Source organism: Isoptericola sp. NPDC019482 (assembly GCF_040632295.1).
In the GTDB taxonomy this organism is placed as follows: Bacteria; Actinomycetota; Actinomycetes; order Actinomycetales; family Cellulomonadaceae; genus Isoptericola.
The window spans coordinates 42,277-54,014 of the sequence record NZ_JBEYBQ010000002.1; the positions used below are offsets into that span (position 1 = coordinate 42,277).

An 11,738-nucleotide genomic window follows, 5' to 3' on the forward strand; every position below is an offset into this window, starting at 1 on the left:
TGTGGAGCCGATGCAGATGCATCACAGCGACACGCTGAGCATCAACGTCCGACGCTCAGCGGTTCGTCACGACGCGCGCCGTCGCCGTCGCAGGCCCCCCAAGTTTTTTGAGCGCGGCCGGTCGGGCAGCCCCGTGCCACGAAACTTCTGTGTGCAAAGGTTGAAGAGTCAAGCGTTCGGGCCGAGTCCAGCCGGGCCTTCCAGGGGCGGGCCGATGGCCACAGATCGGGGCCGGGTGAAATGCCGGGCACACACCGGCCAGGTCCGCGCCGCCCTCCTAGCATCCGACGATGGACCGCTATCCCCGCCCGTTCGACCCGACCCGCGATTCCGTAGCGCGCCGGGTCGCAGAGTGGTTCGCCGCAGCCGGTGTCAGCAGCCTGCTAGCCCTCGCCGTCGCCCTCGCGGCGGGCGGGGTCAAGCCCGTCGCCTGGGTGCTGGCAGGCGGCGTCACTCTCGTCGGGGTGGGCCTCATCGTCAGCGACGAACGGCGGCTCAGGCGGCTGGACGACCGGGACTGGACCACCGACCGGTGGAACCTGCTGCGCGAGAACGAATACCGGCAGCGGCAAGGGGTCTTCCTCACCCACACCGCCACGGCCACCACTAGCCCCACCGACGACGGCCGGAAGTGGTGGACTGTCAGCGTCCAGTTGGTCCAGCACGGCGACGGCCCCCTCAGCGGCGGCACGGTCAAGGAGGTGGAGTACTCGTTCGGCCCCAGGTTCGAGGAAGGCCGGGTGACCCGCCAGAACCCCCAGGATGACTTCCGGTATGAGACGGCCCTCTACGGCCCGCTGTTGGTGTTGGGCCGGGTGGTGTTCACGAACCGACTCAAGCGCCCGTTGATCGTGGAGCGGTACATAGACCTGCCCGAGCAGTGAGCGCCGCCCGGCCGTCTGCCCCACCTGTCAGACGCCCGAGCGGCGCGGCTCAGGAATGCGCGCGCCCTATGATCCGGGCCACCTGGGCGTAGGTGAAGATGCCCGTGCCGCCCTGATACCCACAGAACGCCAGCCCCCGAGCGCCGGACGCGGCCAGCCGGTCCGACAGTCCCTGAGGCATCGGCATGGGGTCGCCCCCGAGCCTGAGGGCGACGACCTGGGCGGCCAGGTCGCCTTGGGCGTCGAGCGGCGCATCCACGTACTGGTCGGCCAGCGCGACGAACGACTCGCGCCGCACGGCCAGCGACTCGATGCCCTGCGCGTAGGTCGCCCCCGGCGGCAGGTCCAGCAGGTCGCACAGCACCCCCGGCATGATGTCCGAGCAGTTCGCCAGGCGCCCTCTCAGCGCTGCCAGGGCAGCCCCGTCCTGCGCCTCCACGGCGCGCTCGAACTCGTCCCGCATATCGTTGCCGACGTGGACCATGGCCGCCCCCTGGGCGTCGTTGTTCGTCATGGCCCGATGCAAGCCCTACGCCGTGGGCACCGCCAGCCGTGGGCCAGATTCGTGATGATTCCCTGCACTATGCGCGGCTACGAGCTGTGTCCGATTTCCGCTAGCGACGGGCGCCAGGTGGACATACGAGTGGACATATCCCGATGCGACCAGCCATCAGGCACAATCGCTCATCATCTGTCAAACGGCCAGGTCAGAGGCACCTCCGCAGGTCAGGGCTCCACCCCCGACAGTTCGAGCTCTACTACGACATCTGATCGGCGGCCCGCCAGGGCCCGCTGACGTCGCCGCAACGGCGGCCCGCTCTTCGGAGCGGGCCGCCGTTCGGCGTCTTCCGGCAGCACAGCACGATGCAGCCGGGCGCCGTACGGCGCCGGCTGGTGTCAGTCGGTGTCGTGCCGTCAGACCGACCGCCCGATCGGCGGCACCCGCCCGTCGGTCGGCCGGTCCCGTCCGCACCGGGCGCAGAGCAGGTACTGGGAGCCTTCGTTCTGGCGCCGGAGCCACTTGTGCATGCCGAGCATGCAGCGCACGTCTCTCATGACGCGCTCCTCTCGACGACGCGGACGTGGCGACGACCGCCACAGGTCGCAGCCTCAGGCTAGGTCGCGGGCTGCCCGCTCGACAGCCGCACGCGATGGGACGGCACGACGACCCCATCCGTTGCCAGATGGGTGACATCCCTCGCCGTCAGTGCGCGGCCGGCGCGCCTTCGTCCCGCACGTGCGAGCTGATCGAGTCGAGCAGCTCGGGCACGCGGCCCGCCCGCCGAGGCACGACGATCGCCGCGTGCAGGCCGGAGAAGACGAAGGCGTGGTGGTCGGTCTCGTCGACGCGTGTCACCCCGGCCCAGCCGATCGTGGTCGACGTCCCGGCCAGCGTCTCGTGCAGGCCGACGTCGTCGATCGTCAGACGGACGTCGCCCGACGGCCCGAGCCCGTCGCCGGCGGCGAGCCGACGCAGCGTCCGTTCGACGTGGCGGTGATGGACCCGTGGCAGCGTCCACCACGCACCCGCGCCGGCCACGATCCCCGTGATCGCACCGCCGGCCCACTCCCCGGTCACGACGCCGACGACGGCCATGGCGATCACCGTCGAGGTGACCGCCGCCACGACACGCTGGCGCATCGCCTGCGCGCGGAAGACGGGGGACGTCCGCATCACATGGAGGTTGAAGGCGAGATAGTCGTCGGCCTCCACCCGGTACTCGAGCTGCACCGTCAGAGTGTGGCAGAGGCGCATCCGCTCAGCGCCGCGTGACGGCGCCCGCCCACAGCCAGACGAACCCCTCCCGTCCGTGGGAGTCGACGTAGCGCACGTGCACCTGCGCGTCGGTCCAGGCGGTGGCCTCGCCGTCGACGAGCTGCTCGCCGGACTGCCGCGAGGTGATCCAGGCCCGCACGGGGATCGCACGCTCAGGGCGCGTGATGTGCGCCCCGTCGCGCGATCGTCCCGGCGCGCCCTCGGCGGCGTCGCGCAGCGGCACCCGGTCGACCGCTCCGGGCGACCCGCCGACATCGTCCCGTCTCCTGCTTCCCACGCGAGCAGGATAGCCCGGGTTCGAACAGGTGTTCTACCTCGAGCGTGGCGTCAGCCCGCCCGCTCCTCCTTCCGCACGGCGGCGGCGAGCGCGGCGTCGTCGGGCACGTAGCCGTCGACGTGCCGCTCGGGCACGCCGTCGTAGGCGCTGAGCGGACGGATGAGCGCGTTGGCGGCGAGCTGCTCCTGGACGTGCGCCGTCCAGCCCGCGATGCGGGAGGCGACGAAGATCGGGGTGAACAGCTCGGTGTCGAAGCCGATGAGGTGGTACGCGGGGCCGGACGGGTAGTCGAGGTTCGGGTAGATCCCCTTGCGGCCCACGAACTCCGCCTCCAGGGCGTCGTACAGCGCGGCCAGGTCGGGGCGGTCGTAGTGCTCGACGAGGGTGTCGAGCGCGGCCTTCATCGTCGGCACGCGCGAGTCGCCGCGCTTGTAGACACGGTGCCCGAAGCCCATGACCTTCCGCTTCTGCGCGAGCGCGTCGTCGAGCCATACGGACGCGCGCCCGGCGGACCCGATCTCCGCGAAGGTGTGCATCACGGCCTCGTTCGCCCCGCCGTGCAACGGGCCCTTGAGCGCGCCGACAGCCGCGACGATCGCGCTGTAGTAGTCGGACAGCGTCGAGGTGACGACGCGCGCGGCGAACGTCGACGCGTTGAACGAGTGCTCCGCGTACAGGGTCATCGAGACGTCGAACGCCCGGCACGCGACCTCGTCCGGCTCCTCGCCGAACGACATCCACAGGAAGTTCGCGGCGTAGCCCAGGTCCTCGCGCGGCGGCACGGGCTCCAGGCCGCGGCGACGGCGCTGCACGTGGGCGACGACGGTGGGCAGCTTCGCGTACAGGACGAGAGCCTTGTCGAGGACGGCGTCCGGCGCGTGGTCCCACGCGTCCGGGTCGTCCGTGCCGAGGATGCTGACGGCGGTACGCACGACGTCCATCGGGTGAGCCCCGGACGACAGCCCGTCGAGCACCCGCACGAGGTCGGGGTCGAGCGCGCGGTGGCGCCGCTCGGCCGCCGTGAAGCGCGCCAGCTGCTCGGCGTCGGGCAGCTCGCCGTGCCACAGCAGGTGCACCACCTCCTCGAAGGACGCGGTGGCGGCGAGCTCCTGCACCGGGTACCCGCGGTACAGCAGCGAGTTGGTCGCGGCGTTGACGGACGAGACCGCGGTGCGGTCGACCGTCACCCCGGCGAGGCCCTTCTTGATCTCGACGGCGTCGTTCATGGTCGCTCCTTCGCGTAGGGGATGGGGGTCAGCGCCCGCTGACCGTCCCGAAGCGCCGCGCCACGGGGGCGACGACGACGGGACGCAGCGCGGCGGCCGCGCCGGCGATGACGACGACGGAGACGAGGAACAGCACGAGGCCGACCCAGCTCCCGTCGTCGCGCGCGGCGAACATGTGGTCGAGGTTGCGTCGTGCGCCGGTCGCCAGCACCAGCGTCACGTGCAGGACGACGAACGCGACGAAGTAGAGCATCACCGGGAAGTGGACCCGCCGGGCGAGCCCGATCGGGACGAGCCGGTCCGCCGCGGGGCGGGAGCGCCAGTACACGCTCATGCGCACGCCGCTGAGGATCGCCAGTGGCGCGGCGACGAAGACGGTCACGAAGTAGGCGAGCTGTTGCAGCCCGTTGTAGTGCACCCAGCCGTCCTCGGTAGGCCACCGCAGCGACAGGTACTGGATCCCGGCCGACACCGCCTCCGGGACGACGGTCCAGCTGGTCGGGACGATCCGCATCCACTGCCCGGTCGCGAACAGCAGCACGACGTAGAGCACGCCGTTGAGCACCCAGAGCACGTCGAGCGCCTGGTGCGCCCAGGCCATCAGCCCGATCCGCGCCCCAGGCTCCGCGCGCGGCGCCCACGACGCCGCGGGGCGGCGCTGCAGCCGCACCTGCAGCCCGGTCCGCACCGCCAGCACCAGCAGGAACACGTTGAAGAAGTGCTGCCACGCCAGCCACGCCGGGATGCCCACCGGGGCGCCGTCGGGCATGGGGGCGGTGCCGGGATAGGCCACGAGGAAGCGTTGCCCCGCGTCCGTGCCGACCCACCAGCGCGCGACGAGCACCAGCGCGCCCAGGACGACGACCGCCACCGCGGCGGCGAGGCCCGCCCGACCCGCCCACGCCGGGAGCCGACGACGGCGCGGGGCCGCGGTGACCCGGGGCGGCGTCGTCCCGGCCGCCCCGTCCGGGTCGACGGCGACCGGGCCGACCGACCCCCGACCCGCGGGCGCGATGCCGGCCGGGGGCCAGGGCTCCCCGCCCGCGATCCTCGGCAGGCCACGCCGCAGGGCCGGCGCCGCCGCGTCCCGCGCGGCCGCCACCTGGCCGGCGCCCTCCTCGGCACCACCCCGGCCGACCGCCGCCAGCGCGGCCGAGGCACCGCCGCCCTGCCCGACGACGCGGGGCAGGCCGCGGCCCGTGCCACCGCGCGCGGCGCCCGCTCCGGCGGCCGCGGCGCCCGTCGTCCCGTCCGCCCCGGCCGCGACAGGCGCCGCGGGCGCCGCACCGTCGCGCACGTCGGCCACGGGCGGCCAGAGCGGTCCGCCCGGGCGGCGGGGCAGGCCCTGCCGGGTCATGCGTCCCGCCTCGCCTCGAGCGCGGCGACGAGCTGGGGCACCACCTCGAAGACGTCGCCCACCACGCCGAAGTCCGCGATCTCGAACAGCGGCGCGTGCTCGTCGGAGTTGACGACGACGATCGTCTGCGCGGTCTGCATCCCCGCGAGGTGCTGGATCGCGCCCGAGATGCCGAGCGCCACGTACAGGCGCGGCGACACCGTCACCCCGGTCTGCCCGACCTGGCACGACGCCGGCACGTAGCCCGCGTCGACGGCCGCGCGGGACGCGCCCACGGCGCCGCCGAGGGCGTCGGCCAGCTGCTCGACGAGCGCGAAACCCTCGGCCGAGCCCAGCCCGCGGCCGCCGGAGACGACGGTCGCCGCCCCGCGCAGCTCCGGCCGCGCGGAGCCCGACTCGACGGGCTCGACCGCGAGCACCGTGGCCGCGGGCAGCCCGGAACCGGGCACGGCGAGCTCCTCCACGAGCGGGTCGTCGACGGCCGGGGCACGATCGTCGACCGCGCCCACGCGCAGCGTGACGACCGGGGCGCCGTAGGTCGCGGCGGAGTCGACGAGGTACGTGCCGCCGTAGGCCGCGTGGTGCGCGACGACGCCCTCGTCGTCCCGCGACACGCCCACGGCGTCGAGGGCGAGCGCCGAGCGCGACCGGACGGCGTACCGCACGGCCGCCTCCCGCCCCTCCACCGAGTGCGACACCAGCACCGCGGCGGGGCGGACGAGCTCCGCGGCGGCCGCGAGCGCGTCCACGACCGGCACGCCGAGCCGTTCCGCGTCGCCGGGCGCGTGCAGCACGCGCCGGGCGCCGAGCGCTCCGGCGGCGACCACCTGGTCCTCGGCACCGGCCCCGACCACGAGGGCCACGGGGCTGCCGATCGACGCGGCGGCGGCCAGCAGGCCGGCGGACGAGCGTGCGAGCCCGCCCTGCGGGTCGCGGTCGAGCAGCACCAGGACGGGTTCCTCCCGGACGTCGGTCATGTCGTCCTCCTCCCTCAGGCCAGCCGCTGGTCGACGAGGAAGCGCGCGAGCTGCTCGCCGCCGTCGCCGGTGTCGACGATCCGGGTGCCGGCGGTGCGCGGCGGCCGCCGGGTGATCGCGGTCATGATCGAGCGCGCGGCGTCGGCCGGCTCGGGGTCCACACCCAGGTCGGTAACCGTGACGGTCTCGACGACCTTCTTCTTGGCCGCCATGATCCCCTTGAAGCCGGTGAGCCGGGGGCCCGGCGCGGCCTCGGTCACGGAGACGACCGCGGGCAAGGGCGCCGAGACCCGCAGCGTGGCCTCGTCGGACACCCGCACGCCCGTGACCTCGGTGTCCGTGATCGACACCTCGCGCAGCACTGTCGCGCACGGCACGCCGAGCGCCTCCGCCACGGCGGCCGGCACCGCTCCCCCGGCCCCGTCGGTGGACGCGTCCCCGGCCAGCACGAGGTCGGCGCCCACGTGGCGCACGGCCGCCGCGAGCACCTCGGCGGTCAGCACGACGTCCGCCCCGACGAGGCGCTCGTCGACCACCTGGAGCGCCGACGCCGCGCCCATCGCGAGCGCCTTGCGCAGGCTGGTCTGCGCGAGCTCGGGCGCCATCGCGACCACGACCACCTCGGTGTCGGGGTGGTCGTCCGCGTGGGCCAGCGCCGCCTCCAGGGCCCGCTCGTCGATCTCGTCGAGGACGGCGTCGTCGGCGGTGCGCTCGGCGAGGCCGGTCTCGAGGTGCAGCGTGCGGTCGCCGTACGTGTCCGGCACCACCTTCATCAGGACGGCGATCTTCATCGGTCTCCTCTCTCGTGCCCCTGCTCGTGCCGGGCCAGCGCCTCCGCGGCCGCGTCGGCGAGCACGGGGACGCCGTCGGCGAGCGCCGGGGCGAAGGTGTCGTCGGGGCGCTGGCCGTCCAGCCATCGGGTGTACATCGCCTCGCAGAAGATCGCGGACTTCCACAGGGCGAGCGCCTCGTACCAGCCGAGCGCTGTGACGTCCGCGCCGGTGCGCGCGGCGTAGCGCTCGACGAGGTCGCCGCGCGACGGGAAGCCCGGTGCCGCGGTGACCGGGGTGAGGTCCATCGGCGTGGGCGCGCCGCCCGGGGCGGAGTAGGTCGCCACGAGGTAGCCGAGGTCGGCGAGCGGGTCGCCCAGCGTCGCCATCTCCCAGTCCAGGATCGCCGCCAGCTGCCCGGGGGCGGCGAACATGAGGTTCCCCAGGCGGTAGTCCCCGTGCACGACGGCGGCCCGCTCCGAGGTGGGCACGGTGGCGGCCAGCCGGTGGCCGAGGTCCTCGATCCGGGGCACCGCGCGGCGCGTGTTCAGGGGCCACAGCTGCGCGAACCGGCGCACCTGGCGGTCCAGGTACCCGGCGGGCCGGCCGAGCGCGCCGACGTCGCCCGCCAGCGGGACGGCGTGCAGGTCCGCGAGCGCGTCGACCGCCGCGTGCACCAGGGCGGCGCGGTCGCCGGGCCCGTCGAAGCCGGCGGGGAGGCGATCGGTCACCACCTCCCCCTCGACGAGCTCCATGAGGTAGAACGGCGTCCCCACGACGGCGGGGTCGTCGCAGACCGCGCGCACCGCCGGCACCGGCACCCCCGCCGCCCCCACCGCCGTGACGACGCGCGCCTCCCGCACCATGTCGTGGGCCGACGGCGGGAACGGGGGCCGAGGGCCACGCCGGAGCACCACGCGCTCACCGCCGCGCCGCAGCTCGTAGGTGACGTTCGCCTGGCCGTCCCCGATCCGCCGCCAGGCCAGCTCCCCGGCGGGGACCCCGACGTGGTCGAGGTAGCGCTCCAGCAGGTCGAGGACCAGCAGCGGCGGCCGCGCGGGGCCCGCGGCGCCGTCGTCGGCGCGCAGGCTCCGCACGACGTCGGCTCCGTCGGGCGTGGTGGCGAGCGCCGTCATCGTCGCCCCTCCGCCCGGTCCAGGACCCGTTCGCCGGCCTCGACCTCGCGGCGGCGGCGCGCGACGGCGCGGCGGGCGATCGCCCAGCGGTGCGTCTCGCTCGACCCGTCGTAGACGCGGAACGGGCGCACCTCGTCGAGGAAGGCGGCCAGCGGCAGCTCGAGGGTGACGCCGTCTCCCCCGCACAGCTGCACGGCCCGGTCGACCACGCGGCCCACGGCCTCGGAGCAGTGCACCTTGGCGATCGACGACGCCTGGGTGCCCGCCCGGACGTCCCCGCTCTCCAGCGCCGCGGCCGCCCGGTCGACGACGGCGGCGCTGCTGGCGAGGTCGATCTCCGAGTCGGCGAGCAGCCCCTGGGCGATCCCGAGGTCGGCCAGGGAGGACCCGAACAGCTCGCGGTGCCGCACCCGGTCCAGCGCCGTGTCGTGGGCGCGGCGGGCGAGCCCGAGCCACCGCATGCAGTGCGTCAGCCGCGCCGGGCCGAGCCGCACCTGCGCGTGCCGGAACCCGTCGCCCGGCGTGCCCAGCACGTCGTCGTCGCCCACGAAGCACCCCGCGTACGAGACGTGCGGGTGCCCGCCCGTGATCGCGCGCTCCAGCGTGCGGATCCGGTGCCCGACCTGGACGCCGGGGGCGTCCGTGGGCACGAGGAACAGCGTCGCGGCGTCGTCCCCGAGCTCGGGGGTCCGCGCCATGACGATGGCGAAGTCCGCCTCCTCGGCCCCCGAGATGAACCGCTTCTCGCCGTCGATCACCCAGCCCCCGTCCACGCGGCGGGCCGTCGTCGCCAGCGCGGCCGGGTCGGACCCCGCGCCGGGGTGCGGCTCGGTCATCGCGAAGCACGACCGCGCCTCGCCCGCCGCGAGGGGGGCGAGGAACCGCTCCTGCTGCCCGGCGGTGGCGATCTGCTCGAGCAGCAGCATGTTCCCCTCGTCCGGGGCCATGCAGTTGAGCGCGGCCGGACCGACCGGCGAGTACCCCGCCTCCTGGAAGACGGCGGACCACGCGCCCAGCGGCAGCCCGAGCCCGCCGAGCCGGACCGGCACGTGCGGAGCGAAGACGCCCGCGTCGCGCGCCCGCTGCTGGAGCGCGCGCCGCTCGGCCGCGTCGAGCGCGGTGCCGGCGGGCGGCTCCGCGGGGAGCACGACGTCCCGGACGAAGCGGCGGGTGCGCGCGACGACGTCCGCGACGCCCTCGGCCGCCCCGTCCGCCGGGCAGCCCCCGGCCCGGGCGCTCACGCGGTCCCCCCGGCGGCGAGGAGGCCGCCGTCGAGCGTGAGCACCTGGCCGGTGACCCAGCCCGCCTCGTCGGAGCAGAGGTAGGCCGCCGCGGCGGCCACGTCGTCGGGCGTGCCCAGCCGCCGCATCGGGTAGGTCGCGGCGACCGCCTCCTCGCGCCCCTCGTACAACGCGCGGGCGAACTGCGTGCGCACGACGGCCGGGGCGAGCGCGTTGACCCGCACCCGGGGGCCGAGCTCCGCGGCGAGCGTCACGGTGAGGTGGGAGACGGCGGCCTTGCTCACGCCGTACCAGCCGATCCCCGGCGACGGGACGGACCCTGCCACCGAGGACAGGTTGAGCACGGCCGCCCCCTCGCGCGTGCCGAGGCCCGCGGCGCACGCCTCCTGCACCCAGCCGAGCGTGCCCAGCACGTTGACGTCGAGGATCTTGCGCGCCGCCTCGTGGTCCAGGTCGACGAGGGGACCGTACACGGGGTTGATGCCGGCGTTGTTCACCAGCACGTCCAGGCCGCCGAACTCGTCCACGGCCGTGCGGATCGCCTCGCGCCGGTGGTCCGGGTCCTGGGCGCGGCCGGCGACGACGCGCACCGGCACGTTCCCGAGCGCCTGCGCCGCCTCCTGGAGGGCGTCCGGCTTCCGTGCCGTCAGCACGAGGGACGCGCCCTCGGCGGCGAGCCGCCTGGCGATCGCGTGCCCGATGCCGCGGCTGGCGCCGGTCACGACCGCCACCCGGCCGCGCAGGCGGCCGTCCGGCGTCGTCGACGGGTGGTCTCCCATGTCACGCTCCCTCGCGCGATTCGCTTAACGAAGATTCAAAGACTCGCGGCCATCGCACCACGGGACAAGCCTGAGTTCAAGCCCTGTCGCCCACACTTTCTAACATGATATAAAAAGTACCGAGGTCGAGATCAAGGACGATCGGAGGCAGCATGACCGGCATCATCGGGCCGCGTGACCTGTACGAGGACGAGCACGAGCAGTTCCGCGACATGGTGCGCGCCTTCGTCGAGCAGTACGCACGCCCCCACGCCGACCGCTGGGACGCCGAGGGGCGGGTCGACCGCAAGCTCTTCGTCCAGGCGGCCGAGGCGGGGATCCTGGGGTTCGGCATCCCCGAGCGGTTCGGCGGCGGGGGCTCCGACGACTTCCGCTTCAACGCGGTGATGGGCGAGGAGCTCGCGCGCCACCCCGTGTCGTCGGGGATGGCGGGCATCGCGCTGTCGAACGACATCGTCATCCCGTACTTCACCGACCTGACGACCGAGGAGCAGAAGGAGCGCTGGCTCCCCGGCATCGCGGCCGGCGAGTCCGTCGTGGCCGTGGCGATGTCCGAGCCCGGCACGGGCAGCGACCTCGCCGGCATCCGCACGTCGGCGGTCCGCGACGGCGACGACTACGTCGTCGACGGGTCCAAGATCTTCATCTCCAACGGGCAGAACGCCGACCTCGTGGTCACGGCCGTGCGCACCGGGGAGCACCCCCACCGCGGGCTCAGCCTGCTCGTGATCCCGGCCGACTCCCCCGGGTTCTCACGGGGACGCCGGCTCGACAAGATCGGCCTGCACGCGCAGGACACCAGCGAGCTCTCGTTCCAGGGCGTGCGCGTCCCCGCCGCGAACCTGCTCGGCGAGGAGGGCACCGGGTTCGCGGGCCTCATGCGCAACCTCCCGCAGGAGCGCATCTCCATCGCCGCGGCCGCCGTCGCCTCGAGCGAGGGCGTGCTGGAGCGCACGCTGGAGTACGTGAAGCAGCGACAGGCCTTCGGGCAGCCGATCGGGTCGTTCCAGAACACCCGGTTCGAGCTCGCCGAGATGGTCACGGCCGTGCGCGCCGGCCGCGCGCTGATCGACGACTGCCTGAGGCGGCACACCGCGGGCGCCCTGGACCCCGAGGACGCCGCCGCGGCCAAGTTCTGGACCACCGAGCAGTACGTCGACGTCGTGGGCCGCTGCCTGCAGCTCCACGGCGGCTACGGCTACATGCGCGAGTACCGCATCGCGCGCGACTACGAGGACGCCCGCATCACCACCATCTACGGAGGCACGACCGAGATCATGAAGGAGATCGTCGGTCGGGGCCTCGGGCTGTGAG

Annotated in this window: 13 protein-coding genes; 2 read left to right on the top strand and 11 right to left on the bottom strand. The window is 74.3% G+C overall.

What is annotated here, in order from left to right; genetic code table 11:
- The first annotated feature begins 290 nt into the window (after window positions 1–290).
- Window positions 291–884 carry a pYEATS domain-containing protein gene (locus ABZ493_RS02160; RefSeq protein WP_430580537.1) on the top strand — a complete coding sequence of 198 codons (594 nt, stop codon included), beginning with the start codon at window positions 291–293 and terminating at the stop codon, window positions 882–884.
- Window positions 885–933: 49 nt separating this feature from the next.
- On the opposite strand, the gene ABZ493_RS02165 is transcribed toward ABZ493_RS02160, so the two are convergent.
- The 11 genes from ABZ493_RS02165 to ABZ493_RS02215 all read right to left on the bottom strand — a co-directional run bounded on the left by ABZ493_RS02165 (window position 934) and on the right by ABZ493_RS02215 (window position 10,424).
- Window positions 934–1,398: a hypothetical protein gene (locus ABZ493_RS02165; protein ID WP_430580538.1), complete on the bottom strand. Its 465-nt coding sequence runs from the start codon at window positions 1,396–1,398 to the stop codon at window positions 934–936.
- 401 nt (window positions 1,399–1,799) lie between these two features.
- Window positions 1,800–1,940, bottom strand: a complete 141-nt coding sequence (locus ABZ493_RS02170; RefSeq protein WP_430580539.1) for a hypothetical protein — start codon at window positions 1,938–1,940, stop codon at window positions 1,800–1,802.
- A gap of 148 nt (window positions 1,941–2,088) precedes the next feature.
- Window positions 2,089–2,616: a YcxB family protein gene (locus ABZ493_RS02175; protein ID WP_430580540.1), complete on the bottom strand. Its 528-nt coding sequence runs from the start codon at window positions 2,614–2,616 to the stop codon at window positions 2,089–2,091.
- A 28-nt stretch (window positions 2,617–2,644) separates the two neighbouring features.
- Window positions 2,645–2,938, bottom strand: a complete 294-nt coding sequence (locus ABZ493_RS02180; RefSeq protein ID WP_430580541.1) for a hypothetical protein — start codon at window positions 2,936–2,938, stop codon at window positions 2,645–2,647.
- A 50-nt stretch (window positions 2,939–2,988) separates the two neighbouring features.
- Window positions 2,989–4,164, bottom strand: a complete 1,176-nt coding sequence (locus ABZ493_RS02185; RefSeq protein ID WP_430580542.1) for a bifunctional 2-methylcitrate synthase/citrate synthase — start codon at window positions 4,162–4,164, stop codon at window positions 2,989–2,991.
- A 28-nt stretch (window positions 4,165–4,192) separates the two neighbouring features.
- Window positions 4,193–5,521 (bottom strand): cytochrome b/b6 domain-containing protein, encoded by a 1,329-nt coding sequence (locus ABZ493_RS02190; RefSeq protein WP_430580543.1) that lies wholly within the window; start codon window positions 5,519–5,521, stop codon window positions 4,193–4,195.
- A complete protein-coding gene (locus ABZ493_RS02195) occupies window positions 5,518–6,498 on the bottom strand; it encodes an electron transfer flavoprotein subunit alpha/FixB family protein (RefSeq protein ID WP_430580544.1) in 981 nt (326 codons plus the stop codon). Before ABZ493_RS02195 ends, ABZ493_RS02190 begins: the two co-directional genes overlap by 4 nt.
- A gap of 14 nt (window positions 6,499–6,512) precedes the next feature.
- Window positions 6,513–7,289, bottom strand: a complete 777-nt coding sequence (locus ABZ493_RS02200; protein ID WP_430580545.1) for an electron transfer flavoprotein subunit beta — start codon at window positions 7,287–7,289, stop codon at window positions 6,513–6,515.
- Entirely contained in the window at window positions 7,286–8,404 is a 1,119-nt protein-coding gene (locus tag ABZ493_RS02205; RefSeq protein WP_430580546.1) for a phosphotransferase family protein, read from the bottom strand. The genes ABZ493_RS02200 and ABZ493_RS02205 overlap by 4 nt, the downstream gene beginning before the upstream one ends.
- A complete protein-coding gene (locus tag ABZ493_RS02210) occupies window positions 8,401–9,645 on the bottom strand; it encodes an acyl-CoA dehydrogenase family protein (RefSeq protein WP_430580547.1) in 1,245 nt (414 codons plus the stop codon). Before ABZ493_RS02210 ends, ABZ493_RS02205 begins: the two co-directional genes overlap by 4 nt.
- Window positions 9,642–10,424 (bottom strand): SDR family oxidoreductase, encoded by a 783-nt coding sequence (locus ABZ493_RS02215; protein ID WP_430580548.1) that lies wholly within the window; start codon window positions 10,422–10,424, stop codon window positions 9,642–9,644. Before ABZ493_RS02215 ends, ABZ493_RS02210 begins: the two co-directional genes overlap by 4 nt.
- A gap of 152 nt (window positions 10,425–10,576) precedes the next feature.
- On the opposite strand from ABZ493_RS02215, the gene ABZ493_RS02220 reads away from it, so the two are divergent.
- Window positions 10,577–11,737 carry an acyl-CoA dehydrogenase family protein gene (locus ABZ493_RS02220; RefSeq protein ID WP_430580549.1) on the top strand — a complete coding sequence of 387 codons (1,161 nt, stop codon included), beginning with the start codon at window positions 10,577–10,579 and terminating at the stop codon, window positions 11,735–11,737.
- Window position 11,738: the final 1 nt, after the last annotated feature.

What these genes read in the sequence shown, in the direction of transcription:
- ABZ493_RS02160 (WP_430580537.1), top strand. Translation starts at nt 291, where the DNA reads ATGGACCGCTATCCCCGCCCGTTCGACCCGACCCGCGATTCCGTAGCG.
- ABZ493_RS02165 (WP_430580538.1), bottom strand. Translation starts at nt 1,398, where the DNA reads ATGACGAACAACGACGCCCAGGGGGCGGCCATGGTCCACGTCGGCAAC.
- ABZ493_RS02170 (WP_430580539.1), bottom strand. Translation starts at nt 1,940, where the DNA reads ATGAGAGACGTGCGCTGCATGCTCGGCATGCACAAGTGGCTCCGGCGC.
- ABZ493_RS02185 (WP_430580542.1), bottom strand. Translation starts at nt 4,164, where the DNA reads ATGAACGACGCCGTCGAGATCAAGAAGGGCCTCGCCGGGGTGACGGTC.
- ABZ493_RS02190 (WP_430580543.1), bottom strand. Translation starts at nt 5,521, where the DNA reads ATGACCCGGCAGGGCCTGCCCCGCCGCCCGGGCGGACCGCTCTGGCCG.
- ABZ493_RS02195 (WP_430580544.1), bottom strand. Translation starts at nt 6,498, where the DNA reads ATGACCGACGTCCGGGAGGAACCCGTCCTGGTGCTGCTCGACCGCGAC.
- ABZ493_RS02200 (WP_430580545.1), bottom strand. Translation starts at nt 7,289, where the DNA reads ATGAAGATCGCCGTCCTGATGAAGGTGGTGCCGGACACGTACGGCGAC.
- ABZ493_RS02205 (WP_430580546.1), bottom strand. Translation starts at nt 8,404, where the DNA reads ATGACGGCGCTCGCCACCACGCCCGACGGAGCCGACGTCGTGCGGAGC.
- ABZ493_RS02215 (WP_430580548.1), bottom strand. Translation starts at nt 10,424, where the DNA reads ATGGGAGACCACCCGTCGACGACGCCGGACGGCCGCCTGCGCGGCCGG.
- ABZ493_RS02220 (WP_430580549.1), top strand. Translation starts at nt 10,577, where the DNA reads ATGACCGGCATCATCGGGCCGCGTGACCTGTACGAGGACGAGCACGAG.